General features: G+C 73.1%; 20 protein-coding genes. 3 read left to right on the top strand and 17 right to left on the bottom strand.

The features are described from left to right. Window positions 1-145: 145 nt before the first annotated feature. From ACH4OW_RS22945 to topA, 4 genes are all read right to left on the bottom strand, one after another. The gene (locus ACH4OW_RS22945) at window positions 146-1,375 is read right to left on the bottom strand and encodes a DNA polymerase III subunit delta' (protein ID WP_398029825.1); all 1,230 of its coding nucleotides are present in this window, start codon (window positions 1,373-1,375) and stop codon (window positions 146-148) included. 237 nt (window positions 1,376-1,612) lie between these two features. Beyond that, window positions 1,613-4,804: a dTMP kinase gene (tmk, locus tag ACH4OW_RS22940; protein ID WP_398029824.1), complete on the bottom strand. Its 3,192-nt coding sequence runs from the start codon at window positions 4,802-4,804 to the stop codon at window positions 1,613-1,615. A 65-nt stretch (window positions 4,805-4,869) separates the two neighbouring features. Continuing rightward, window positions 4,870-5,130, bottom strand: a complete 261-nt coding sequence (locus ACH4OW_RS22935) for a hypothetical protein (RefSeq protein WP_360130731.1) — start codon at window positions 5,128-5,130, stop codon at window positions 4,870-4,872. A gap of 13 nt (window positions 5,131-5,143) precedes the next feature. Continuing rightward, entirely contained in the window at window positions 5,144-8,005 is a 2,862-nt protein-coding gene (topA, locus tag ACH4OW_RS22930; RefSeq protein WP_360130733.1) for a type I DNA topoisomerase, read from the bottom strand. 331 nt (window positions 8,006-8,336) lie between these two features. On the opposite strand from topA, the gene ACH4OW_RS22925 reads away from it, so the two are divergent. Beyond that, window positions 8,337-8,924, top strand: coding sequence for a hypothetical protein (locus ACH4OW_RS22925; RefSeq protein ID WP_398029823.1), 588 nt, complete (start codon window positions 8,337-8,339; stop codon window positions 8,922-8,924). A gap of 7 nt (window positions 8,925-8,931) precedes the next feature. Then, window positions 8,932-9,342: a DUF2752 domain-containing protein gene (locus ACH4OW_RS22920; protein WP_398029822.1), complete on the top strand. Its 411-nt coding sequence runs from the start codon at window positions 8,932-8,934 to the stop codon at window positions 9,340-9,342. A 104-nt stretch (window positions 9,343-9,446) separates the two neighbouring features. Here the strand turns inward: ACH4OW_RS22920 and ACH4OW_RS22915 are convergent, their stop codons facing one another. The 6 genes from ACH4OW_RS22915 to bldG all read right to left on the bottom strand — a co-directional run bounded on the left by ACH4OW_RS22915 (window position 9,447) and on the right by bldG (window position 16,830). Beyond that, entirely contained in the window at window positions 9,447-9,848 is a 402-nt protein-coding gene (locus tag ACH4OW_RS22915) for a hypothetical protein (protein WP_360130739.1), read from the bottom strand. A 244-nt stretch (window positions 9,849-10,092) separates the two neighbouring features. Continuing rightward, window positions 10,093-11,637, bottom strand: coding sequence for a methyltransferase (locus ACH4OW_RS22910; protein WP_360130742.1), 1,545 nt, complete (start codon window positions 11,635-11,637; stop codon window positions 10,093-10,095). A 204-nt stretch (window positions 11,638-11,841) separates the two neighbouring features. After that, window positions 11,842-12,423: a small secreted protein gene (locus ACH4OW_RS22905; RefSeq protein WP_360130745.1), complete on the bottom strand. Its 582-nt coding sequence runs from the start codon at window positions 12,421-12,423 to the stop codon at window positions 11,842-11,844. Window positions 12,424-12,627: 204 nt separating this feature from the next. Further along, complete coding sequence (locus ACH4OW_RS22900; protein WP_360130748.1) at window positions 12,628-15,024, bottom strand: sodium-translocating pyrophosphatase; 2,397 nt, start codon at window positions 15,022-15,024, stop codon at window positions 12,628-12,630. An 881-nt stretch (window positions 15,025-15,905) separates the two neighbouring features. Then, window positions 15,906-16,379 (bottom strand): ATP-binding protein, encoded by a 474-nt coding sequence (locus tag ACH4OW_RS22895; RefSeq protein WP_398029821.1) that lies wholly within the window; start codon window positions 16,377-16,379, stop codon window positions 15,906-15,908. Window positions 16,380-16,488: 109 nt separating this feature from the next. Further along, window positions 16,489-16,830: an anti-sigma factor antagonist BldG gene (bldG, locus tag ACH4OW_RS22890; protein WP_004571875.1), complete on the bottom strand. Its 342-nt coding sequence runs from the start codon at window positions 16,828-16,830 to the stop codon at window positions 16,489-16,491. 136 nt (window positions 16,831-16,966) lie between these two features. Between bldG and ACH4OW_RS22885 the strand changes: the two genes are divergently transcribed. Next, complete coding sequence (locus tag ACH4OW_RS22885; RefSeq protein ID WP_398029820.1) at window positions 16,967-19,354, top strand: DEAD/DEAH box helicase; 2,388 nt, start codon at window positions 16,967-16,969, stop codon at window positions 19,352-19,354. Between the two features lie 21 nt (window positions 19,355-19,375). Here ACH4OW_RS22885 and ACH4OW_RS22880 read toward each other — a convergent pair whose 3' ends face one another. From ACH4OW_RS22880 to ssd, 7 genes are all read right to left on the bottom strand, one after another. After that, complete coding sequence (locus ACH4OW_RS22880) at window positions 19,376-19,831, bottom strand: Rv3654c family TadE-like protein (protein ID WP_398029819.1); 456 nt, start codon at window positions 19,829-19,831, stop codon at window positions 19,376-19,378. Further along, entirely contained in the window at window positions 19,806-20,195 is a 390-nt protein-coding gene (locus ACH4OW_RS22875) for a TadE family type IV pilus minor pilin (protein ID WP_398029818.1), read from the bottom strand. The genes ACH4OW_RS22880 and ACH4OW_RS22875 overlap by 26 nt, the downstream gene beginning before the upstream one ends. Then, window positions 20,188-20,382: a DUF4244 domain-containing protein gene (locus tag ACH4OW_RS22870; protein WP_398029817.1), complete on the bottom strand. Its 195-nt coding sequence runs from the start codon at window positions 20,380-20,382 to the stop codon at window positions 20,188-20,190. The genes ACH4OW_RS22875 and ACH4OW_RS22870 overlap by 8 nt, the downstream gene beginning before the upstream one ends. A gap of 89 nt (window positions 20,383-20,471) precedes the next feature. Beyond that, complete coding sequence (locus ACH4OW_RS22865; protein WP_398029816.1) at window positions 20,472-21,281, bottom strand: type II secretion system F family protein; 810 nt, start codon at window positions 21,279-21,281, stop codon at window positions 20,472-20,474. Further along, on the bottom strand, window positions 21,271-22,260 hold the full coding sequence (locus ACH4OW_RS22860) for a type II secretion system F family protein (RefSeq protein WP_398029815.1): 990 nt from the start codon (window positions 22,258-22,260) through the stop codon (window positions 21,271-21,273). Before ACH4OW_RS22860 ends, ACH4OW_RS22865 begins: the two co-directional genes overlap by 11 nt. Further along, window positions 22,253-23,401: a TadA family conjugal transfer-associated ATPase gene (locus ACH4OW_RS22855; protein WP_398029931.1), complete on the bottom strand. Its 1,149-nt coding sequence runs from the start codon at window positions 23,399-23,401 to the stop codon at window positions 22,253-22,255. The genes ACH4OW_RS22860 and ACH4OW_RS22855 overlap by 8 nt, the downstream gene beginning before the upstream one ends. Before the next feature lie 134 nt (window positions 23,402-23,535). Further along, complete coding sequence (gene ssd / locus ACH4OW_RS22850; protein WP_398029814.1) at window positions 23,536-24,711, bottom strand: septum site-determining protein Ssd; 1,176 nt, start codon at window positions 24,709-24,711, stop codon at window positions 23,536-23,538. Between the last annotated feature and the right edge of the window lie 206 nt (window positions 24,712-24,917).

The following is a 24,917-nucleotide window of genomic DNA, read 5'->3' as shown; positions in this document are numbered from 1 at the left end:
TGGGACGGAGCGTATCGGGGTCGGGACGGTGCGTGGAGACCCGTGCGCTCGTACGGGTGAGGGGGGAGGAGCCGGTCAGCCTTCGCTGGCCGGCCTTCGCCGCTCAGCCTGGCCGGGGTCAGCCTTTGCCGGTCAGCCGCGTCGGTCAGCCCTTTCGGAGGGCTGCTGTCATGGCTTCTACCGCCAGGAGCGGTGCCACGTTGCGGTCGAGGGCCTGGCGGCAGGCGATGACGGCTTCTATGCGGCGCAGCGTGCGCTCCGGGGTGGAGGAGGAGGCGATGCGCTGGACGCTGTCGCGGACCTCGTCGTTGGCGAGGGGGACCGTGGCGCCCAGTTGGACGGCCAGGACGTCGCGGTAGAAGCCGGTGAGGTCGGTCAGGGCCAGGTCGAGGCTGTCGCGCTGGGTGCGGGTGGAGCGGCGCTTCTGCTTGTCCTGGAGCTCTTTCATGGCGCCGGCCGTGCCGCGCGGCATCCGGCCGCCCGTGCCCGCCGCGGCGCCGAGCGCGGCGCGCAGCTCTTCCGTCTCCTTGGCGTCGACGTCCTCGGCCACCTGCTTGGCGTCCTCCGTCGCGGCGTCGATCAGCTCCTGGGCGCCTTTGAGGCAGCCGCCGATGTCGTCGACGCGCAGGGGCAGTTTGAGGACGGCGGCGCGGCGGGCGCGGGCCCGTTCGTCGGTGGCCAGGCGGCGGGCGCGGCCGATGTGCCCCTGGGTGGCCCGGGCGGCGGCGGCCGCGGCGTCCGGGTCGATGCCGTCCCTGCGGACCAGGACGTCGGCGACGGCGGCGACCGGCGGGGTGCGCAGGGTCACGTGCCGGCAGCGGGAACGGATGGTGGGCAGCACGTCCTCGATGGAGGGGGCGCACAGCAGCCAGACCGTACGCGGAGCGGGCTCCTCGACGGCCTTGAGGAGGACGTTGCCCGCGCCTTCGGTGAGGCGGTCGGCGTCTTCCAGGACGATGACCTGCCAGCGGCCGCCGGACGGGGACATGGAGGAGCGGCGGACCAGGTCGCGGGTCTCCTTCACGCCGATCGAGAGCAGGTCCGTACGGACGATCTCCACGTCGGCGTGGGTGCCCACCAGGCTCGTGTGGCAGCCGTCGCAGAAGCCGCAGCCGGGGGCGCCGCCGAGCGCGCGGTCCGGGCTGACGCACTGGAGGGCGGCGGCGAAGGCGCGCGCGGCGGTGTCCCTGCCGGAGCCGGGCGGGCCGGTGAACAGCCAGGCGTGCGTCATCTTGGAGGCGCCGGACTGCGCTATCGGGTCCGCGCCGGACACGGCCGCGCCCTCGGCGGTGACCAGCGCGTCCGCGTCGCGTGCGGCAGCGGCAAGCTGCTCCGTCAGGCGTTCCTGCCCGACCACGTCGTCCCACACAGCCATGTCGCTGCCCGCCGTTCCTGTCCGTCCTGCCCGTGCCGTACCGCCACCCGCGACGCCCGTTTCCCCGCGCCGTCGCGCCGCGCCCCGCGTTCGTTCCATTGTGGGGCCTGCCACTGACAGCGCGGCCGCCCCGGCAACGGGCCGGGGCCCCGGCCGCCGCGTTGTGCCGCTGCTGCCGGGGCCCCTCTCGTTCACCACGCCCGCCGTGACACCGGTCGTTTCACCGGCGCACCGGCCTCACCCCCGGCGCCCGCGCCCCCTGCCCCGCCGCTCGTCGTCCTCCCGCGGCCCGAGCAGTTCGTCGGCCAGCGTCGGCAGGTCGTCGAGCGGGGTCTCCTCCGCCCACTCCGGGCGGGAGCGGCCACGCGGCGCGGGGTCGGCGGGCTGTCCGGTGGCCGGGTCGATCTGCGGCAGTTCGCGGGTGCGCTCGACGCCGGACTCGCCGCGCGTCTCCGTGCGGCGGGTGTCCTCGTCCTTGCGGAACATCCACGGCGGCACGCGGTCCGCCGGGTCGTCGTCGCGGCGCGCCTGCTCCCGCTCCTGCCATCCCCGGCCGGGCTCGGGCCGTACGGGCGGCAGTACGGCCGTCTCGTCGGCGGCGCCCGGCGCGTCCCGGTGCTGCGGCAGCACGGCGGTCTCCTCGGCGTCCGAGGACCAGGCCGGCTCCGTACGGGACGCGGCCGAGTCCGTACGGCCGTGCCGCTCCAGCCCGGCCATCGGCGTCTCGGTCGTGGGCGCCTCCGCGGCCTCCGCCGCCCGCGCCGCCTCTTCCTCGGCCTTGCGCGCGGCTTCTTCCTCGGCCCTGGACGCCGCCTCGGCTTCGGCCTTGGCCTTGGCTTCCGCCTCGGCCGCGGCGGCCAGACGCGCCTGCTCGGCCCGCAGCAGTGCCTCCTCGGCCTTGCGCTGCTTCTCCAGCCGGCGTTCCTCGGCCTCCTTGCGGAGCCGGGCCTCCTCCTCCGCCTGCTTGCGCAGCCGTTCCTGCTCGGCCTGCCGCGCGCGCTCCTCGGCCTCGCGCCGCTTGCGCTCCTCCTCGGCGGCCTTACGGGCCTCCTCGGCGCGCTGCCGCGCTTCCTCCGCCTGGCGGGCCTCTTCGCGGGCCTTGGCCTCTTCGATCTCGCGGCGCTTGCGCTCTTCCTCCTCGGCGCGCAGCTTGGCGAGCTGTTCCTGCCGCTCGCGCTCCTTGCGCTCCTCCTCGGCCTTGCGCGCGGCCTCTTCCTCGGCCTTGCGCCGGGCCTCCTCCTCGGCGGCCTTGCGGGCCTCCTCCTGGGCCTTGACCTCGGCCTCGGACATCGGCAGTACCTGGTCGAGCCGGTGGCGTACGACGGTGGTGACGGCCTCCGGCTCCTGGCCCGCGTCCACGACCAGGTAGCGCGCCGGGTCGGCGGCGGCCAGCGTCAGGAAGCCGGACCGTACCCGCTGGTGGAACTCGGCGGGCTCGGACTCCATCCGGTCCGGGGCCTCGGTGAAGCGCTCGCGGGCGGTCTCCGGGGAGACGTCCAGGAGGACGGTCAGGTGCGGTACGAGCCCGTCGGTCGCCCAGCGGGAGATGCGGGCGATCTCGGTGGGGGCGAGGTCGCGGCCGGCGCCCTGGTAGGCGACGGACGAGTCGATGTACCGGTCGGTGATGACGACGGCGCCGCGCTCCAGGGCGGGGCGGATCACGCTGTTGACGTGCTCGGCGCGGTCGGCGGCGAACATCAGCGCCTCGGCGCGGTCCGACAGGCCCGAGGTGGACACGTCGAGGATGATCGAGCGCAGCCGCTTGCCGATGGCGGTGGCGCCCGGCTCGCGGGTCACCACGACCTCGTGGCCCTTGCCGCGGATCCACTCCGCCAGCGCCTGGACCTGCGTCGACTTGCCCGCGCCGTCGCCGCCCTCCAGGGCGATGAAGAAGCCGGTGGGGGCCGGCGCCTGGTCCGGGTCACCGCCGCGCAGGGCTTCGCGCAGGTCGCGCCCGAGGGGGACGCCCTGCCGGTCGTCGACCTTGCCGAGCACCCACGCGGCGACCGGCAGCAGCAGCGCGCCGACCAGCATCAGGGTGAAGGCCGCGCCGCCGTGCGAGAACACGTTCTTGTCGCCCGCCAGGTGGTGCGGGCCGATGGCGCCGGCCAGCAGCGGCGCGACGATGACGGCCAGCGCGACGACCAGCCGGACGACCGCGTGCAGGTGCTCGGTCGTACGGGCCGAGCGGGGCTCTTCGGTCTCCTGGTCCAGGAGCGTGTGACCGGTGTTGGCCGCGACGCCCGCCGCCACCCCGGCCAGCAGCATCAGCAGCACGACCGTCGTGGTGTCCGGGACCAGCCCGGCGGCCAGCAGGGCCAGGCCCGTGACGGCGACGGCGAGGGCTAGCAGGCGGCGCCGGGACAGTGCGGGCAGCACCTTGCGCGCGCCGCGGATGCCGGCGACGGGTCCCGCGCTCAGGCCCAGCACCAGCAGCCCGAAGGCGACCGGGCCGCCTCCGAGGTCACCGGCGTGCAGGACCGCGACCGAGACGGCGGCGGCGATCGCGCCGGCCACCGCGGCGCAGGCCAGGACCAGCAGCGGTACGGCGTTCGTGCGGCCCCGGTCGACTCCCGTGCCGGTCTTGGGGCGGCGCAGCCCCTCCAGGGGGGAGCGCGGGCGCGGCGTCTGCGTACCGGGAAGTTCCAGGAAGTACAGGATCGATACGGACGCGGCGAAGAGGCCGGAAGCCACATACGAGGCGAGCGCGGCCTGGTGGTCGGCGAACCAGTCGATGCCGTTGGCCAGCAGCTTGCCGATCAACGCGACGACGACCAGGCCGGCGGCGGCCAGCGGCAGCGACACGAAGGCCGTGCGCAGCGAGAGGCGGCGCAGCGCGTCCAGGTTGTCCGGCAGCGGACGGACCGACGCGCCTTCGGCGGGGGGCGCGGGCAGCAGTCCGGGCGCCGCGCTCTCCCGCGCGACGGTCCACAGGCGCTCGGCCGCGCCGGCGACGAAGACCGTCACCAGCAGCCAGATCAGCGCGCTGTCCGGTGTCCAGTCGATCCACAGCGGGGCCACGACCAGCAGCGCCAGCCGTACGCCGTCCGCGCCGATCATGGTCCAGCGGCGGTCCAGCGGGCCGGACGGCGCGGTCAGCGCGGACAGCGGTCCCAGCAGCACCGCCCCGAAGAGCAGCGTCGCCAGCATCCGGGCCGCGAAGACGGCGGCGACGGCCAGGGCCGCGCCCCGGTAACCGCCGCCGAAGGCCGCCTGGCCGCCGAAGGGTACGTACAGCGCCGCTTGCAGCGAGAGCAGTACGAGCACCAGCAGGGCAAGGGCATCGCCGATCGCCCCGACGAACTGCGCGCTCCACAACCGCTTCAGTGGGGAGAAGCGGAGCAGAGCTCGCACGGCGCGCTCGCGGGAATCCGCGGCGAGGGCGCCGGATGTGGGGGTCACGACCGTTGGGAGCTCGGCACGCGTCATCCCGCCAGCCTATCGGCCGGATATGACAGGTCCAGCTTCCACCCGAACACACGGGCGGGTGGAAGTCAGTCCTCCAGCAGGATGTCGTCGAAGATCTCGATCACCACGATGACGAGCAGACCGTGTGCGACGACGTACTCGATGAGGAGTCCCGGCGCCACCTGGGCCTTGCGGTCGTCCTCATGCGTGCCGATGTGCGCCGTGGCCTTGTGATACGGGTCGAGCGCGAGCTTGGCCAGCCCGCGTTCGAACATGTCCCGCCGCTCCGGCGCCATGGCGTCAGCGGTCGCCTTCGCCTCAACGGTGTAGGTGACGCGGTACGCCATCGTGCTCCTCTGCTCAGCTCTCCACGCTCTCGGCCGCCGCCTTCTTCGCGGCCGCCGCCGTGGTCTTCTTGGCCGCGGTCGTCTTCTTGGCCGTCGTGGTCTTCTTCGCGGCCGTGGTCTTCTTGGCCGCCGTCTTCTTCGCGGGGGCCTTCTTGGCGGCGGTCTTCTTCGCCGTCGTCTTCTTGGCCGGGGCCTTCTTGGCGGTCTTCTTCGCCGGGCCCTTCGCGCGCTTCTCGGCGAGCAGCTCGTACCCGCGCTCCGGCGTGATCGTCTCGACGTCGTCGTCCCGCCGCAGCGTCGCGTTGGTCTCGCCGTCGGTGACGTACGGGCCGAAGCGGCCGTCCTTGACGACCACCGGGCGCTCGCTGACCGGGTCGGTGCCCAGCTCCTTGAGCGGCGGCTTGGCGGCGGCGCGGCCGCGCTGCTTGGGCTGCGCGTAGATGGCGAGGGCCTGCTCCAGGGTGATGTTGAAGATCTGGTCCTCGCTCTCCAGGGAGCGCGAGTCCGTGCCCTTCTTCAGGTACGGGCCGTAGCGGCCGTTCTGCGCCGTGATCTCGACGCCCTCGGGGTCCTTGCCGACGACGCGCGGCAGCGACATCAGCTTGAGCGCGTCCTGGAGGGTGACGGTGTCCAGGGACATCGACTTGAAGAGCGAGGCGGTGCGCGGCTTGACCGCGTTCTTGCCGGTCTTCGGGGTGCCCTCGGGCAGGATCTCGGTGACGTACGGGCCGTAGCGGCCGTCCTTGGCGACGATCTGGTTGCCGCTGTCCGGGTCCATGCCCAGCTCGAAGTCGCCGCTGGGCTTGGCGAGCAGCTCCTCCGCGTACTGGACGGTCAGCTCGTCGGGCGCCAGGTCCTCCGGCACGTCGGCGCGCTGGTGGCCCTCGGAGTCCTTCTCGCCGCGCTCCACGTACGGGCCGTAGCGGCCCACCCGCAGCACGATGCCGTCGCCGACCGGGAAGGAGGAGACCTCCCGGGCGTCGATCGCGCCGAGGTCGGTGACCAGCTCTTTCAGGCCGCCGAGGTGGTCGCCGTCGCCGTTGCCGGCCTCGGAGGCGGCGCCGGCCGCCTCGCCCTCGCCGAAGTAGAAGCGGCGCAGCCACGGTACGGACTGGGCCTCGCCGCGGGCGATGCTGTCGAGGTCGTCCTCCATCTTGGCGGTGAAGTCGTAGTCGACGAGCCGCCCGAAGTGCTTCTCCAGGAGGTTGACCACGGCGAAGGACAGGAAGGACGGCACCAGGGCCGTGCCCTTCTTGAAGACGTAGCCGCGGTCCAGGATCGTGCCGATGATCGACGCGTACGTCGAGGGGCGGCCGATCTCGCGCTCTTCCAGCTCCTTGACCAGCGTGGCTTCGGTGTAGCGGGCCGGGGGCTTGGTGGCGTGGCCGTCGGCGGTGATCTCCTGCGCGGACAGCGCGTCGCCCTCGGCGACCTGCGGCAGCCGCCGCTCGCGGTCGTCCAGCTCGGCGTTCGGGTCGTCGGCGCCTTCCACGTAGGCCTTCATGAAGCCGTGGAAGGTGATGGTCTTGCCGGAGGCGCTGAACTCGGCGTCCCGGCCGTCGGCCGCCCGGCCGCCGATCTTGACGGTGACGGAGTTGCCGGTCGCGTCCTTCATCTGGGAGGCGACGGTGCGCTTCCAGATCAGCTCGTACAGCTTGAACTGGTCGCCGGTCAGTCCGGTCTCCGCCGGGGTGCGGAAACGATCGCCCGAAGGCCGGATCGCCTCGTGCGCCTCCTGCGCGTTCTTGACCTTGCCCGCGTACGAACGCGGCTTCTCCGGCAGGTACGCGGCGCCGTACAGCTGCGTCACCTGCGCGCGGGCCGCGGAGATCGCGGTGTCCGAGAGCGTCGTGGAGTCCGTACGCATGTAGGTGATGAAGCCGTTCTCGTACAGCTTCTGCGCCACCTGCATGGTGGACTTCGCGCCGAAGCCCAGCTTGCGGCTGGCCTCCTGCTGGAGCGTGGTCGTACGGAACGGGGCGTACGGGGAGCGGCGGTACGGCTTGGACTCGACGGAGCGGACCGCGAAGTCGGTGTTCTCCAGGGCGGCGGCCAGCGCGCGGGCGTTGGCCTCGTCCAGGTGCAGGACGTCGCTGTTCTTGAGCTGCCCGTTGGGGCCGAAGTCGCGGCCCTGGGCGACGCGGCGGCCGTCGACCGTGGACAGACGCGCGGTCAGGGTCGCGGGGTCGCTCGGGTCGCCGGCGCGGCCGGTGGAGAAGGTGCCGGTCAGGTCCCAGTACTCGGCGGAGCGGAAGGCGATGCGCTCGCGCTCCCGCTCGACGACGAGGCGGGTGGCCACCGACTGCACACGGCCGGCCGACAGGCGCGGCATGACCTTCTTCCACAGGACCGGCGAGACCTCGTAGCCGTAGAGGCGGTCGAGGATGCGGCGGGTCTCCTGGGCGTCGACCAGCTTCTGGTTCAGCTCGCGCGGGTTGGCGACGGCGGCGCGGATCGCGTCCTTGGTGATCTCGTGGAAGACCATCCGGTGGACCGGGACCTTGGGCTTGAGGATCTCCTGGAGGTGCCAGGCGATGGCCTCGCCCTCGCGGTCCTCATCGGTGGCGAGGAAGAGTTCGTCGGACTCGGCCAGCAGCTCCTTGAGCTTTTTGACCTGGTCCTTCTTGTCGCTGTTGACGACGTAGATCGGCTGGAAGTCGGCGTCGACGTTCACCCCCAGACGCGCCCAGGGCTCGCCCTTGTACTTCGCCGGGACCTCCGCCGCGCCGTTCGGGAGGTCGCGGATGTGCCCGACGCTGGCCTCGACCACGTAGCCGGGGCCGAGGTAGCCCTTGATCGTCTTCGCCTTGGCAGGCGACTCGACGATGACGAGTCGGCGGCCGCCGCCCTGTGCGGTCTCGCTGGTCGGGGACAACTTCGCTCTTCTCTCCGGTCGACGCTGGGGGTAACCCCCCGGGCCGGAGCTCTGGGGGACACTGCGGTGACGCTTGACGCTGCGGAGTGTGACGGTACATCCCGCCCTCGTGTCAAACGGAAAAACCCCGCAACGCCACTCGAACGGTAACCCGACTACATGCCTTCATGCCGCCCGGACCGGACACGGGCCGGTGCGCGGACCCGGCGCGTTCCGGACAGGCGGCACCGCCGGAAAGGTGCGAGAGGGCTCCTGAGGGCCGGGCGGCGCTGGCAGGATGGACGGTGGCCGTATCCGTTCTCATCACGCACTCTCGGGGGTAACCGCACCGATGTCGAACCAGTACCCGGACCCGCCGCGCGAACAGCCTGCCGCGGGCTCGTACGGACAGCCCGGCTCCGGCCCCCACGAGCAGGCCGGTCCCCACCCGTACGCGCAGCCGGGGCCCGCGTACGGCCAGGCCGGGCCGTACGGCCAGGGAGGGCAGCCGGGGGAGCCCGGCTACGGCTATCCGCACGCGGGCGGCGCGCCGCAGGGCGGCTTCCCGCCGGGAGCCGCTGGCGCCCCGCAGGGCGGCCCGATGATGCTGTCCCTCGGCGACATCGCCGTGTCGGGTGACACGATCATGACCCCGGCCGGTCCGATGCCCCTCAAGGGCGCCGTCTGGACCGCCACCGACATGTCGCGCACCGAGGAACGCATCCCCACGCACGCCGTCGTGCTGGCCATCGTCTTCTTCCTCTTCTGCCTGCTGGGACTGCTGTTCCTGCTGATGAAGGAGCGCACGACGGTCGGGCATGTCCAGGTGACGGTGAACAGCGGCGGGCGCTATCACTCCACCATGGTTCCGGTGCAATCGCCCGAGCAGGTCATGTATGTGATGAATCAGGTCAACTACGCCAGGTCGCTGAGCGTGTGACCGCCCCGTGAACGTTCCCGCCTCCCCCGCCGCCGTCCGGACCGCCACGCTGCGCCGCGCCGCGATCGCCCTGGGCGCCTGCGCCCTCGGCGCGGCCTATCTGTGGAACACCAATCCACACGAACCCGGGCACATCCTGCTGCCGTGCCCGTTCCGCTGGGCGACCGGGCTGCTGTGCCCGGCCTGCGGCGGGACCCGGATGGCGTACGACCTGATGCACGGGGACCTCGTCGCGGCCTTCCACGACAACGCCGTCCTGCTGACGCTGGGCGTGCCGGCCGCCGCGTACATGGTGGGGCGGTGGCTGTACGCGGGGCTGCGCGGCCGCCGCTTCCGGGCCCGCCTGGGGGCGCGCGGCAACGCCGTCGTGCTCGGGACCGCCGCCGTTTGGATGCTCGTGCGCAATCTCACGGGCTGAGCGCCCTGGGCGCCGACCACACGTGGCCGAGCACACGTGGCCGGGCGCACCACGAAGGGCGCGCCCGGCGGGTCGTGCGTAGCGAAAGGGCCGTACGGTGCGCCTCAGCGCACCGTGACGCTGATCACCGGCGAGATCGCGCCACCGCCGGCGACGCGCAGCTGGTTGACGCCCTTGATGCCGAGCTTGACGCGGAGCGAGTACCCGCCGGTCTTGTTGACGGCCACGCTCGCGGGCAGCGAGACCCACTTGGCGCCCTGCTTCTGCTGGACGGTGACCTTGGTGCCGGCCTTGACGCCCGTGGAGGTGCCGGAGATACGGAACTCCTGCCAGGCCCCGACCGTGCCGGTGCTGGCCTTGGCGGTGAGCGTCGCCTTCTGAGGAGCCTTGGCGGCGGCACTGTGGGCGGCGGGGGACGCGGGAGCGGCGGAGGCCGCGGCCGCGGTTCCGGCGACGAGCGCGGCACTGAGAACACCTGCGGCGGCGAGGCGGTATGCACGGTTCATGACGTGTTCCTCCCTGTTGGGCCGGTTGATGGCCTTCACACAGGAACACGGGCACATGGCCGCGACGGTTGCTTCCCGCAAGGATGAGAATTTCTTACGTGCCGGAAGTGAACGCCGTTACACGACTGTGCAGTTGATCGCGCAACGAAAAGGCCGGACGGCGCATCCGCGCACGGCGGCGCACACCGTACGCCCCCGTGCACCTCCGGCCCACGCTCCCCTCACCACCCCCGGGCCCCGCCCGTCAGGGCTGCGCAACCGGCTCCAGGAAACCCTGCCCGACCAGCATCCGGATGGCCTCCGGCGTCCGGTCGCGCAGCAACACCGGATCCTCGCCCACCAGTTGCGCGATCGCGTCCAGGATCCGCCCGGCCGGCAGCGACCCGTCGCACACCCCGGCGAAGCCCGCGCCGACCGTGTCCACCTTCGTGGCCCGCCGCATGCCGCGGTTCTGCCGCAGCACCACGTGCTCCGGGTCCTCCGCGCCGGGCAGCCCGACCTGCTCCTGCACGACCTCGTCGGCGAGCCGGAAATGCCCGGCCAGCAGGGCCGCGTCGTCCGTGGCGCGCAGGTAGTCCTGGCGCTCGAAGTGGGCCACGACCGCGGCGCCCAGCGGCTGTTCGACCGGGTGCGGCCACTCCTCGACCGTGATCGACGGATCCTCCGAGCCGGACTTGCGCAGCGTGATCCACCCGAAGCCGACGGCCTTGGTCTTACGGGCCGCGAACTCCTCCAGCCAGGCGTCGTACCGCGCCGCGTACTCCTCGGGCCCCGCACGGTGGTCGCCGCCGTCCCGCAGCCACAGCTCCGCGTACTGCGTCACGTCCTGCACCTCGCGCTGCACGATCCACGCGTCACAGCCGCGCGGCACCCACGAACGCAGCCGGTCGTGCCAGTCCTCGCCCTCCACGTGCTGCCAGTTGGCGAGGAGCTGGCAGTAGCCGCCCTCGTTCAGGTGGGCGGCCGCCTGCTGGACGAGGGTGCGGCACAGGTCGTCGCCGCCCATGCCGCCGTCCCGGTAGGTCAGCCGCGCGCCCGGCGAGATCACGAAGGGCGGGTTGGACACGATCAGGTCGTACGTCTCGTCCCCCACCGGCTCGAACAGCGAACCCTCCCGCAGGTCCGCTGCGGGCGCGCCGGACAGCGCCAGCGTCAGGGCGGCGATCCGCAGCGCCCGCGGATTCAGGTCCGTGGCCGTGACGCCGGTCGCGTACGCGGAGGCGTGCAGCGCCTGGATGCCGGAGCCGGTGCCGAGGTCGAGGACCTTCGGGACGGGCGTGCGGACGGTGATGCCGGCGAGCGTCGTGGAGGCGCCGCCGACGCCCAGCACCAGCTGCGAGCGGTCCACGCCCGCGGCCTCCTCGGCGGCCCGGATGCCGCCCGCGCCGCCGACCGCGCACCCCAGGTCGGAGACGATCCACCAGTCCTGGCCCTCGGGGCCGCCGTACGGGCGCACGTCCACGCTCGCCCGCACCTCGTCGCCGTCGCGCAGCAGCCAGCCGTCGGCGAGGCAGTCCGCCACCGGCAGCGCGGCGGCGGCCCGGTCGTACGCCACCGGGCGCTGGAGCAGGAACAGCCGCACCAGGGTGGGCAGCGGGCCCTCGCCCCTGGTCGCGCGGAGCGCCGGGACGGTCTCGCTGCGGGCCAGGGCGGCGTAGGCGGGCGCGCCGAGCAGTTCCAGCAGGCCGTCGGCGGTGAAGGCGGCGGCGAGCAGGGCCTCGCGCAGCCGGGCGGTGCGGGCTGCGGAGTCGGGGTCTCGAAGGTCTGCGGTGGGGAGGTGCGTACTCACGCTCCCATTGTCAGGGCAACCACTGACAAACGGCCACGGCCCGGCGCCGGCGACCCGCTCGGGCGCGGCGCCGGGCCGTGCCGGGCGCGGTGGGGGCCGGCCCGCGGCCGGGCCGGCCGGCGGCGTGTCGGTCGCACACCCGGCGCACCTGACGGCGTGTCGGCCCGTACCGGGGCGCGGGCCGGCGTGCGTACCGGTCTTCGGCTACTTCTTCGGAGAGGCCGACCCGCCGCCCTCGGTGGCCTTCTGGTTCTGGCAGCCGGGCTGCCTCGCGATGGCCCCGCCGACGTCGCCGGACTCCAGCTTCTTGAATGCCTGTTCGCTCTTCTTGTTGAGCTTGTTGATGCCGTCGGACAGCGTCCGCAGGCCGTCGGCGAACTTGGCCTTGTCTCCGGTGTCCAGGCCGTCGACCTGCTTCTTGAGGTCCGCGTAGCCCTTGGAGAGGTCGTTGAGCTCCTTGACCGCGTTCTTCTGGGTGTCCCCCGCGCCGTCGGCGGGCGGCGCGCCGGCCTGGTCGAGGGACTTCGCCAGCGACGCGTAGGCGTCGGAGATCTGCTGGAACGCCTTGGAGTCGGTCTCCTGGACCTTCTTGGAGTCGGTGTTGCCGCTGTCGGCCGTCTGCATGGACGTGTTGGCGTCCTGGATCTTCTTGAACTGTGCCTGGGCGGGGTCGCAGAACTTCTTGGCCCAGTCGTCGAGCTTTTTGTTGCCGTCGTCGCTGCAGCCGGTCAGCGCGAGCATCAATGCCGCACCGCCGGACAGCGCGGCCACAAGCGTCTTCTTCACCGGATTGGTCCCTTCCATGGCTCTCGGCCCCGGAACATACACGTCCGAAGGGCCCGCACCATGAGCCGGGCGGCCCGTACGACCCGCATTGCAGCCATTTGCACCAAGCCCCGGGCCATGGCCTGCCACACAGCGAGGCGGGCGGACGGCGCACTCAAAGCACGCCGTCCGCCCGCCCGTTGAGCGGCGCGAAAGCTCCGCCCGTCAGGAGACCACCGCCGGGTCGACGGTCTGGGCCACCTTCCCCGAGTTGTTGTCTTCGTCACCCACCGCGATGCCGCGGCGCTTGGAGACGTACACCGCGCCGACGATGACCCCGATGGCCAGGACCGCGACCACGATCCGTACGCCGATGTTCTTGTCCGCGCCGTAGCTGAACTTCACGACGGCCGGCGCGATCAGCAGCGCCACCAGGTTCATGACCTTGAGCAGCGGGTTGATCGCGGGGCCCGCGGTGTCCTTGAACGGGTCGCCGACCGTGTCGCCGATGACGGTCGCGGCGTGCGCCTCGCTGCCCTTGCCGCCGTGGTGGCCGTCCTCGACCAGCTTCTTGGCGTTGTCCCAGGCACCGCCGGAGTTGGCGAGGAACACCGCCATCAGGGTGCCGGTGCCGATCGCGCCCGCCAGGAACGAGCCGAGCGCGCCGACGCCGAGCGAGAAGCCCACGGCGATCGGGGTGAGCACCGCCAGCAGGCCGGGCGTGGCCAGCTCGCGCAGCGCGTCCTTGGTGCAGATGTCCACGACACGCCCGTACTCCGGCTGCTCCGTGTAGTCCATGATCCCGGGCTTCTCGCGGAACTGCCGGCGCACCTCGTAGACGACCGAGCCGGCCGACCGGGACACCGCGTTGATCGCCAGCCCCGAGAAGAGGAAGACGACCGAGGCGCCCAGCACCAGGCCCACCAGGTTGTTCGGCTGCGAGATGTCCAGGCTCAGGCCCATGCCCCGGGCGGCGTCCCCCACGTCCCGTACGGCCGTGGCGATGGCGTCGCGGTACGAGCCGAACAGCGCGGCCGCGGCCAGCACCGCCGTGGCGATGGCGATGCCCTTGGTGATGGCCTTGGTGGTGTTGCCCACGGCGTCGAGGTCGGTGAGGACCTGCGCGCCGTCGCCCGTGACGTCGCCGGACATCTCGGCGATGCCCTGCGCGTTGTCGGAGACCGGACCGAAGGTGTCCATCGCGACGATGACGCCCACGGTGGTCAGCAGCCCGGTACCGGCCAGCGCCACCGCGAACAGGGCCAGCATGATGGACGCGCCGCCCAGCAGGAACGCCCCGTACACGGCCAGGCCGATCAGTACGGCGGAGTAGACCGCGGACTCCAGACCGATGGAGATCCCGGAGAGCACCACCGTCGCCGGGCCGGTCAGGGAGGTCTTGCCGATGTCGCGTACGGGCCGCCGGGTGGTCTCGGTGAAGTAGCCGGTGAGCTGCTGGATGAGCGCGGCCAGCACGATGCCGATGGCGACCGCCACCAGCGCCAGCATCCGCGGGTCGCCGCTGCGCGCAAGGATCGCGGGGTCCGTGACGCCGGACAGGTCGGCATAGGAGGACGGCAGGTACGTGAAGACCGCGACCGCCACGAGCACCAGCGAGATGGCCGCGGAGATGAAGAAGCCGCGGTTGATGGCGGTCATGCCGCTGCGGTCGGCGCGCCGGGGCGCCACGACGAAGATGCCGATCATCGCCGTGAGCACGCCGATGGCCGGGACCAGCAGCGGGAAGGCCAGGCCCGAGTCGCCGAAGGCGGCCATGCCCAGGATCAGGGCGGCGACCAGCGTCACGGCGTACGACTCGAAGAGGTCGGCGGCCATGCCCGCGCAGTCGCCGACGTTGTCGCCCACGTTGTCCGCGATGGTCGCGGCGTTGCGCGGGTCGTCCTCGGGGATGCCCTGCTCGACCTTGCCGACGAGGTCGGCGCCGACGTCGGCGGCCTTGGTGAAGATGCCGCCGCCGACCCGCATGAACATCGCGATCAGCGCGGCGCCCAGACCGAAGCCCTCCAGGACCTTGGGCGCGTCCACCGCGTAGACGAGCACCACACAGGACGCGCCCAGCAGGCCGAGCCCCACGGTGAACATGCCGACGACGCCACCCGTACGGAAAGCGATCTTCATGGCCTTGTGCGAAACGGCCGTGAGATCCTTTTTCGCTTCGCCCTCGGCCGGCGTGGCTTCCCGGGCCGCGGCCGCCACGCGCACATTGCTGCGCACCGCCAGCCACATCCCGATATAGCCGGTGGCGGCCGAGAAACCGGCGCCGATCAAGAAGAAGACGCTGCGCCCGGCGCGCTGCGTCCAGTTGTCCGCGGGTAGCAGCATGAGCAGGAAGAACACCACGACGGCGAAAACGCCGAGGGTGCGCAACTGCCGCGCGAGATAGGCATTCGCGCCTTCCTGCACGGCAGCGGCGATCTTCTTCATGCTGTCGGTGCCCTCACCGGCCGCGAGCACTTGACGCACCAGCACCGCCGCGACGGCCAGCGCCGCGAGCGCCACCACGGCGATCACCAGCACCATGCCGCGGTTTCCCGACGTCAGCGATGGCTCGGCCAGGTATGAGGGGTGTTCCAGCAACTGAGGGGTGTAAGGCCCCGCCATTCGTCCTCCTTGACGTTTGGCACATGGGCGCGCGGATGCACGCTCAGGCGTCCTGAGCAAAGGTGTGGACGGATTGTAGGTAGCGGCACCGGATCAAAACAGTGCGCCTCAAAGGGAATTCGCCGGTGGCAGCCGAGATCGTTCGAAGCACGGGCGGAGATCGGACAGAGATCAGGCGAAGAAGCGGCGAAGATCGAAAATCGAGCGGCCGGAGAAGCCTCGCCGCAATTCGCCTGGACGAATGAATGCGAATAATTGGCTGACAACTGAGTGATGATCTCAGTGTCTTACCTAACGCCGCTGCTCAACGGAGCCGCGACGCGTGCGCCGACGGGTCGGCGGGGTACCGGACGGCCGGGGACGCGTGAGGACGTACGCGTGCGCTCGTCCGGCCGGCGGGGCGCCGACGGCACGGAGGGTGCGCCCCCGGGGCGACGCGCGGGCCGCGGGCGTCCGTCGGTCCGGACGCGCGACACCGCCTCGGAAGTACGCAGTCCGGTACGGGTGCGCGCGCTCCCGGGCGCGGCGGCGGACCGTACGCCCCGTACGGCCGAGTGGGCGTACCGATCTGGCCTGAAGAACGGGGTGCGCACAGAGGCGGGAAAGAGTCGGGGCGCGTACGGCCGAATGGTGGGGGGTGACGGGGGGTGTGACCGGGGGGTGACGCAGCCAGCGGGTGGCGGGGCGTCCTGGGGCGCGGCGTCCTGGGGGCGCGGCTTCGCGCGGTCGCGTGGGCCCCGGCGGGCCGGTGGTTCGGTTCGGGTAGCCCGGACAGGGCGGTCGGGCCTCGTACGGTGGCGCAGGGGGCGTCCACGGCGGTGCCAGGGGCTCCCGCGCGCTTGTGGAAACGCCGACGCGGCCCCGTGCCCGCTACGTACCCGCTACGGGAGGACCGGCGCCGTCACCGTCGGCCAGCTCATGCGGATGACGCCACCGCTCTCGCCCGAGGTCACCTCGACGTCGTCGACGAGCCCGCTGATGACCGCCAGGCCCATCTCGTCGTCGCCCTCCGCGCCGTCGCCGTTCTCCGAGACGGACGCGCCGGGCAGCGGCTCGCCGTCGATGCCGCGGACGCCGGGCACGGCCGCGGCACCGGCCGGGCTGCCGGGAACCTCGTCGCCCACCTCGATGGAGAACTTCTTCTCGTCCTCCACCAGGGCGACCCGTACGGGCGCCGCGATGTTGTTGGTGCGGTGCAGGCCCACCGCGCGGGTGCACGCCTCGCCGACGGCGAGCCGAACCTCGTCCAGCACGGCCTCGTCCACGCCGGCCCGTCGCGCCACGGCGGCCGCGACCAGTCGCGCGGTCCGGACGTGCTCGGGAAGGGCGCTGAAACGGAGTTCGACGGTGGCCATGCCATCCCCCTCGGTATGCGGGCGTGCAACGCAGGGGGCCGGACCGCCAAGCCCGGTGCCCCCCACTGCTTCCTGCCCCGCGCCCTCGGCGCGGGGCCCCGGAAAGCCGTCAGTCGGTGGCTGCGACGGCTTCGTCGACCGAGGTGTGAATCGGGAACACCTTGGTCAGTCCGGTGATACGGAAGATCTTCAAAATGCGCTCCTGGTTGCAGACCAGGCGCAGCGAGCCCTCATGGGCCCGCACCCGCTTGAGCCCGCCGACCAGAACGCCGAGCCCCGTGGAGTCCAGGAAGTCGACACGCTCCATGTCCACCACGAGGTGGTAGCTTCCGTCGTTCACGAGCTCGACCAGCTGCTCCCGCAGCTTGGGCGCGGTGTATACATCAATCTCGCCACCGACCTCGACGACCGTACGGTCGCCAACGGTCCGGGTCGACAGGGACAGGTCCACGGATCCTCCAGCACCTTGCTATCGAGCGGTCGCCCCCCATGGATCGGCAGCCGCGATGGCATTCAATCACTTACCAGCAGGCGTGCACGACGCCTTGTGAGCATTGTCCGTCACACCGGTGACACACTCGGTGCCGATGGCCTCCAATCAGCTGCCCCCGGACGCGGGCATCAGCCCCTCCCCACGCACGGTCCTGGACCGTCTCACCCAGGGGGCGTCCCGCGCTACGCGCATCACTCATACGGAGCACTTGCCCCCGCGCATCGGCAGCCATGCGGAATGGCCCGCACGGATCCGTCCCGAGGTGACCGACGCCATCCGGGCCGCCGGGATCGAGCGGCCGTGGGAGCATCAGGCCCGGACGGCCGAGCACGCGTTGCGCGGCGAGTCGGTCGTCATCGCCACCGGCACGGCCTCGGGAAAGTCGCTCGCCTACCTGGCGCCGGTGCTCTCCGGGCTGCTGGACGGAGCGGCGGCGCCGAACGGGCGCGGCGCCACCGCCCTGTACCTCGCGCCCACCAAGGCGCTCGCCGCCGACCAGCGGCGCGCCGTACGCGAACTCGCCGCGCCGCTCGGTACCGCGGTCCGGCCCGCCGTGTACGACGGCGACACGCCGGTCGAAGAACGCGAATGGGTGCGCCAGTACGGCAACTACGTCCTGACCAACCCCGACATGCTCCACCTGGGCATCCTCCCGGCCCACCCCCGCTGGTCCTCCTTCCTGCGCGCCCTGCGCTATGTCGTCATCGACGAATGCCACGCCTACCGCGGCGTCTTCGGCTCACATGTGTCCCAGGTCATACGCCGCCTCCGGCGTGTCTGTGCCCGGTACGGGTCCGAGCCGGTCTTCCTGCTGGCCTCGGCCACCGCCGCCGAGCCGGCGCAGGCGGCCGAGCGGCTCATCGGGCAGCCTGTGGCCGAGGTCACGGAGGACGCCTCGCCACGCGGCGAGGTCGTGTTCGCCCTGTGGGAACCGCCGCTGACGGAACTGCACGGCGAGCAGGGCGCCCCTGTCCGCCGTACCGCCACCGCCGAAACCGCCGACCTGCTCACCGACCTCGCCCTCCAGGACGTACGCACCGTGGCGTTCGTACGGTCCCGGCGCGGCGCCGAGCTGATCGCCCTGATCGCGCAGGAGCGGCTGGGGGCGATCGACCGGGCGCTGGCGAGCCGGGTGGCCGCGTACCGGGGCGGCTATCTGCCCGAGGAACGGCGGGCGCTGGAGCGCGCGCTGCACACCGGTGACCTGCTCGGCCTGGCCGCGACCACGGCCTTGGAGCTGGGCGTGGACGTCTCGGGGCTCGACGCGGTGCTGATCGCCGGCTATCCGGGCACCCGCGCCTCCCTGTGGCAGCAGGCCGGGCGCGCGGGGCGTTCCGGGCAGGGCGCGCTCGCCGTCCTCGTCGCGCGCGACGACCCGCTGGACACCTATCTCGTGCACCACCCCGAGGCGCTGTTCGACCAGCCCGTGGAATCCACCGTCCTGGACCCGGACAACCCGTACGTCCTCGCCCCGCACCTGTGCGCGGCAGCCGCGGAACTCCCACTCACGGAGCACGACTTCGCCCTCTTCGGCCCGGCCGCGCCCGGTCTGCTCCCCTCCCTGGAGGCCCGCAAACTGCTGCGCCGCCGGGCCTCGGCCTGGCACTGGACGCGCCGCGAACGGGCCGCCGACCTGGCCGACATCCGCGGGCAGGGCGGCTCCCCCGTACAGGTCGTGGAAGCCGGCACGGGACGCCTCCTGGGCACGGTGGACGCGGGCGCCGCGCACACCACCGTCCACGACGGCGCCGTCCACCTCCACCAGGGCCGTACGTACCTGGTGGAGCACCTGGACCTGGAGGACGACGTGGCCCTCGTCGTGGAGGCGAACCCGCCGTATTCGACGACCGCCCGCGACACCACCGCCGTCTCCATCCTGGAGACCGAGACGGAGATCGCCTGGGGCGACGCCCGCCTGTGCTTCGGCTCGGTGGAGGTGACCAACCAGGTCGTCTCCTACCTGCGCCGGCGGCTCATCACGGGCGAGGTGCTGGGCGAGACCAAGCTCGACCTGCCGCCCCGTACGCTGCGCACGCGGGCCGTGTGGTGGACGGTCACCGAGGACCAGCTCGACGCGGCCCGGGTCAACCCCGAGCAACTGGGCGGCGCCCTGCACGCCGCGGAGCACGCCTCCATCGGCCTGCTGCCGCTGTTCGCCACCTGCGACCGCTGGGACATCGGCGGCGTCTCCCTGCCCCTGCACCCCGACACCCTCCTTCCCACCGTGTTCGTGTACGACGGCCACCCGGGCGGCGCGGGCTTCGCCGAACGCGCCTTCCACACCGCCCCCGCCTGGCTCGCCGCCACCCGTAAGGCCATCGCCTCCTGCGAGTGCGAGGCCGGCTGCCCGTCCTGCATCCAGTCCCCCAAGTGCGGCAACGGCAACGACCCGCTCCACAAGCGAGGCGCGGTCCGCCTCCTGACCGAACTCCTCAAGTCGGCGCCGCACCCGGCATCTCCCGACGCGGAGGACACCGCCTGAGCCTCGCCTCGCGGCCGTCCCTTACTCCTCATCCACCTCCAAGCCCATCAACAATCCCCGGCGTCGATCACACTCAGGGCACGCGTCCAGTGGCCAACCGTTCGGTATCGCGGCGGGTATCGCCCCGGCCGGTGTGGACGTCGGCGGTCCTGCGCGGGCACGGATGTCCGCGCCGAAGGGGCCGGTACGGGCCCGGGCCGTGACGTCCGCGACGTCCCCGCGCACTGTGCAGCGCACCAGCCGGGCGCCCTGGGCCGCCGCCACCCTGCGGGCGTCACCGCAGGCGGCCGGCGCGCCGTGGACTGCCTTGCCGGCCGCGGCCAAAGCCGACAAGTCCGCCGCTGACGCCGCCCGGTGCCGTGCGATCACCGCCTGCGCCATGGCGATCACCACGGCGAACACCGCGCACAGCGCCATCGCCGCGAGCACCGCCCACACCGTGGCCGAGCCCTCATCGCCCCACCGTTTCCTCCGCAAGAGCCGCCGCCTCCCCTCTGAGTCCCACCGTCAGCGGCCCGACGCCCGGCGACGCCGCGTCGACCCGTACGCGGACCAGGTCGCCGTCCCGCGTCAGCGCCACCCGCGCACCGCGCGGAGCCGCGCTACGGGCCACCACGCCGACGACCCCCGGCGTCTCCGACCGGGCCGCCGCACGCGCTCCGGCCCGCGCGGCGTCCTCACACTGGATCTGTGCGCAAGCGACCATCACTCCCCACAGCAGCATCCCCGTGATCAGCACGAGGACCGGGGTGACCAAGGCCGCCTCCGCCGTCACGTATCCCGCGTCGTGGGACTCGTCGCGAGACCTTGCGCGGGACTCGTCGCGCTCGTCGTCAGACATGGACGCCGAGCGCCTTTCCGATCACCGAGCGCAGCGCCGACTCCATCGCGCCGCTCGTCAGCACCTTGTAGAGCAGCGCGGCGGCCGCGCATGCCGCGAGTGTCCCCAAGGCGTACTCCGCCGTGGTCATGCCGTGGTCCGGCCCGGCCTTGCCGCGAGCCGCCGCGATGCGGCTCCGCACAGCCATGCCGACTCGCCTCAACCACCGTCGTACGAACATCGTTTCCCCCTGTCGGTTCGGTCTGTTGAGTTCACTTACTTCGGTTCGTTCGTGCGTCAGTTGTGCGCCATGAGCCCCTGGGCCAGGCCGATCAGGACCGGAATCACACCGAGCACCAGGAAGGCGGGGAGGAAGCACGCGGCGAGCGGCAGCGTGACCAACACGCCCGCCCGGTGCGCCCGTTCGGCTGCCGAGCGGGCCGACTCGGCGCGCAGCCCCGCGGCGATCCGCGACACCCCGTCCACGGCCGGGACCCCCGATATGCCGGCCCGCTCCATGCAGCGGGCCAGCCCCTGCGCACCGGGAAGCGAGCCGAACCGCCGCCACGACACCGCGGGCTCGCCGCCCAGCCGGAGTTCGGCGGCCACGTGTCGCAGCCGCTCGCCGACCGCCCCTCCGAAGGAGCGCCCCACGGCCTCGGTGGACTCTCGCGGCCCGGCGCCCGCCGCGAGGCAGGCCGCCAAGAGGTCCGCGGCCGGTGCCAGCGCCGCTCGCAGGCCCGCCTCGGCCGTCCGCCGCGCCGCCCGGTCTCTCGTACGGCGCTGCCATCGCCCGGCCCCGTACGCCACGGCGAGTCCCAGTACGAGACCGGCCGCTCCGCCGACGAGAATGGTCACGACCGCCGCCACCGCCGCTGCCCCTGCCCACTCCCGGGTTACTTCGGCCCAACGCTTCCGCCACCTCTCCGGCACGGAGCGCCGGAGGCCGCAGCTCTCTTCGGCGGCCAGCAGCGCCCGCGCCCGGCGCCGCGCGGCCCGTACGCCGTGTGCTTCCCGTAGGGACGAGACCGCGCAGGCCCCGGCGGTGAGGACAGGGAAAACAATCCCCAGGGTGTGGATAACTTTTTGGATGCTTTCAGCGGGCATGGCCCACCTCGCCGACCGCCTCGGGAGGCAGCATGCACCGCCGCTCCCCGACCGCCTCGGGAGGCAGCGTGCGCGGCTGTTCCCCGGTTGCCGCGGGCGGGTGGTCGCCCGGCTGCTCCTCGGCCGCTCTGATGATGCGCGCCGTCCAGGCGATGCCACCCCACTCCAAGAGGCCGCCGATCAACAAACACACCCATCCTGCGGGCGTATGCAGCAGCACTCTCAACGGGTCGGCGCCCAGTGCGCTGCCCATCGCCAGGCCCGCCACGGGCAACAGCGCGAGCATCAGGGCCGTCGCTCGCGGGCCGGCCAAGTGCGCCCGTAAGTCCTCGCGTTGGTCGCGCTGCGCCCGTAGCCCCGTCGCGATGCGCTCCAGTCCGGCGGCCAGTCCCGCGCCGCCTTCCACGGCGACCTGCCAGCACGCCGCCACACCGGCCAGCCCTTCCGCGCCCGGCAACCACGCCGCCGCCCGCAGGGTCCGCGGCACATCCCCGCCGAGCCGCGCCGCGGCCACCACTGCCGCACCCGCCCCGCCGAGGCCCGGCCCCCCGGCCGCCACGAGCGCCTGGGCCGGCTGACGTCCGGCCCGCAACTCGCCCGCCACCGCCTCGCACAGCTCGATCACCGCCGCACTCCGGCGGTCCCGCTCCCGCACCCGCTCGCGGGACCTGAGCCACCGCCGGACCAGGAACAGCGCGACCACCGCGGCAAGTACGGGCAGCAGCGACCTCCCCAGCACGCCGAGGCCGGCCCCGGCGGGCAGGCACCACGCCTCCCGGGGGAGGCGGAGCAACCGCCGCGCGGCGCTCGCTACGCCCGCCGCCCTCCCCGGCCCCACCCGGCCACCGTCCGCGAACAGCACGCGCGCCCGCCGCACGCCCTCGTGCCGCACGCCCGACATCCAGGCCGCCACCCCCGCGCACAGCACTGCCGCGCACACCGGCACCGTGGCGACCGTCGTCGCACCGACGTCACTCATCGCTTGTCCTCCCCCGCTCGCACAGGTGCGCCAACCGCCGGCGGCCTGGCGCCTCTTGAAACCCGTCCGGGCCCCACACAGCGGCCGGTACGGTCACCACGAACCCGTCCCGGTCCCGCTCCAGGACGTCCACCCGCGCGAGCCGCCGCCGGCCCGTTCTGTCCCGTACGAGGTGCAGGACCACCGACAGCGCGGCCGCCAGCTGGCTGTGCAGCGCGGCCCGGTCGAGCCCCGCTGCCGACCCGAGGGCCTCCAGCCGCGCCGGGACGTCGCACGGAGAATTCGCGTGGACGGTCCCGCAGCCGCCTTCGTGGCCGGTGTTCAGCGCCGCCAGCAGGTCGGTGACCTCGGCGCCGCGCACCTCGCCGACCACCAGCCGGTCCGGCCGCATCCGCAGCGCCTGCCGCACCAGGTCCCTCAGGGTGACGCGGCCGATGCCCTCCTGGTTCGCCGGCCGCGTCTCCAGGCGCACCACGTGGGGGTGGTCCGGCCGCAACTCCGACGAGTCCTCGGCCAGTACGAGCCGTTCGGCGGGGCTCACCAGGCCGAGCAGCGTGCTCAGCAGGGTGGTCTTGCCGGAGCCCGTACCGCCGCTGATCAGGAAGGAGAGCCGGGCGTCCAGGACGGCCCGCAGGAGCCGGTCGCCGCCGGGTGGCACCGTGCCCGCCGCGGCCAGTTCGGCCAGGGTGAAGGCGCGGGGCCGCGGCACCCGCAGCGACAGGCAGGTGCCCGCGACCGCCACCGGCGGCAGTACGGCGTGCAGGCGCGTCCCGTCGGGCAGCCGGGCGTCCACCCAGGGCCGGGCGTCGTCCAGCCGCCGCCCGGCCACCGACGCGAGCCGCTGCGCGAGCCGGCGCACCGCGGCCTCGTCGGCGAAGCGCACGGCCGTCCGCTCCAGGCCGCCGCCGCGGTCGACCCACACCGCGTCGGGCGCGGTGACCAGTACGTCCGTCACCTCGGGCTCGGCGACGAGCGGTTCGAGCGGGCCGCTGCCGACCATTTCCGACCGCAGGGCCGCCACGACGCCCAGCACCTCGGCGTCGCCGAGCAGGCGGCCTTCGGCGCGCAGCGCCATCGCGACCCGCGCGGGCGTCGGTTCCGCCCCGGCCAGCGCCAGGCGCTCGCGTACCGCCTCCAACAGGGCGGTACCGATGCCCGGGGCCGTGCGGAGACCCCCTTCCGTAAGGGGGCCGGAGTTTGCAGGAGGGGCGAATTTTGTAGGAGGACCGGGTTCTGTAGGAGCGCCGGGCCTCGGGTCGAGAAGCGGGTTCCACCTCATGCGCTCCCACCCCCCACGGCCTGGCCAAGCTCCGCCCCGCCACCCGTCACCTGCTCGCCGCCCGGCAGGACCCGCTCCCAGAAGGCCGTGCCGAAGTGCCGCAGCGGGCCGCGGGGGTCGCCTCCAGGGGGCGCGCCCCGGGCCAGGCCGTCGGCGAGGCCGGATTCCCAGGCGAGTTCGCCGGCCAGCGGGAGTCCCAGCAGTCGGGCGATGTCGTCGGGCGCCGGCTCCGCGGCCCTTCCGACGGCCGGGTCGGACCCGCCGCGCGCCACCACCCGCAGGTCCGGCAGCACCACCTGGACGCCCGCCGCCACCCGCCGGGCCGCCGCGACCGCGCGCAGTTCGGCGGGGACGACCAGCAGCCCGAGGTCGACCTGCGCGAGGGCTTCCACCACGGCCTCGTCCAGCCTCCGCGGCAGGTCGACCACCACGGCACCGCCCCGTCTGCGCGCCGCCGCGACGACCGCCCGCATCGCCTGCGGCGGGATCGCCACGCAATCGCCGCGGTCCCAGCTCAGTACGCGCAGGGAGTGCAGCCGCGGCAGCGATTCCTCCAGGGCGCCGCCGGCCACCCGGCCCCGTGACTCGGCGAAGGCGGGCCAGCGCAGGCCCTCCTCCTTCTCGCCGCCCAGCAGGACGTCGAGGCCGCCGCCCAGCGGGTCCGCGTCGACCAGGATCGTCCGCCGGCCGGCGCGGGCCGCGGTCACGGCCAGGGCGCAGGCGAGGGTGCTCGCGCCGGCGCCGCCGCTGCCGCCGATCACCCCCACGGTCACGGCCGCGGGTCCGACGCCCTCCGCCGCGTCGGCGATCCGGTCCACGAGCCAGCTCTCGCCGTCGGGCAGCGCCAGCACCCGTTCCGCCCCCACGGCGACGGCCAGCTCCCACAGGCGGCGGTCGTCCGCGCTGCGCCCGACGAGCACCACGCCGCCGCGGCGGCCGGCCCCGCACAGCCAGGGAGCGCAGTCGGCCCCGACGATCACCAGCGGCGCCGCCGCCCAGCCGCGGCCCCGGCCGCGGGCGGAGCCGCCGTACGCCACTTCCGGTGTCGCACCGGCCGCCGCGCACAGTCTCAGAAGGTCGTCCAGGAGGTTGTCGTCCTCCGTGACGATCAATGGTCCGCCGGGCCGTTCACCGGTCGCGGGCGGCTGATCGGAAGTCATGCGTCCGGCCACGTTCCGTCTCCCTATCGCTACACAACTCACACATCCGCGAACTCGCGGAGTTTCACCGTGCAGCGATCCGGAAAATCCCGTGGATCTTGGTCCAAAACTGTGGACAACTCAATGGCTGTGAATATCCCAGTCACCTATACCGGCGACCTTGGGGACTTCCTTAGAGCAGCGCCACGACTACCCTGCGTGACGTGTAACGGGCGTCA

Origin of the sequence: Streptomyces sp. NPDC017056 (assembly GCF_044332485.1) — a bacterium.
Lineage (GTDB): Bacteria > Actinomycetota > Actinomycetes > Streptomycetales > Streptomycetaceae > Streptomyces.
This window is presented reverse-complemented; position numbering and strand designations above follow the sequence as displayed.

Coding starts and splice junctions, on each gene's coding strand:
- ACH4OW_RS22885 (WP_398029820.1), top strand. CDS start 16,967: ATGGCCTCCAATCAGCTGCCCCCGGACGCGGGCATCAGCCCCTCCCCA.
- ACH4OW_RS22875 (WP_398029818.1), bottom strand. CDS start 20,195: ATGTCTGACGACGAGCGCGACGAGTCCCGCGCAAGGTCTCGCGACGAG.
- ACH4OW_RS22945 (WP_398029825.1), bottom strand. CDS start 1,375: ATGGCTGTGTGGGACGACGTGGTCGGGCAGGAACGCCTGACGGAGCAG.
- ACH4OW_RS22915 (WP_360130739.1), bottom strand. CDS start 9,848: ATGAACCGTGCATACCGCCTCGCCGCCGCAGGTGTTCTCAGTGCCGCG.
- ACH4OW_RS22935 (WP_360130731.1), bottom strand. CDS start 5,130: ATGGCGTACCGCGTCACCTACACCGTTGAGGCGAAGGCGACCGCTGAC.
- ACH4OW_RS22865 (WP_398029816.1), bottom strand. CDS start 21,281: ATGCCCGCTGAAAGCATCCAAAAAGTTATCCACACCCTGGGGATTGTT.
- ACH4OW_RS22900 (WP_360130748.1), bottom strand. CDS start 15,024: ATGGCGGGGCCTTACACCCCTCAGTTGCTGGAACACCCCTCATACCTG.
- ACH4OW_RS22925 (WP_398029823.1), top strand. CDS start 8,337: ATGTCGAACCAGTACCCGGACCCGCCGCGCGAACAGCCTGCCGCGGGC.
- ACH4OW_RS22860 (WP_398029815.1), bottom strand. CDS start 22,260: ATGAGTGACGTCGGTGCGACGACGGTCGCCACGGTGCCGGTGTGCGCG.
- tmk (WP_398029824.1), bottom strand. CDS start 4,804: ATGACGCGTGCCGAGCTCCCAACGGTCGTGACCCCCACATCCGGCGCC.
- ACH4OW_RS22895 (WP_398029821.1), bottom strand. CDS start 16,379: ATGGCCACCGTCGAACTCCGTTTCAGCGCCCTTCCCGAGCACGTCCGG.
- ACH4OW_RS22870 (WP_398029817.1), bottom strand. CDS start 20,382: ATGGCTGTGCGGAGCCGCATCGCGGCGGCTCGCGGCAAGGCCGGGCCG.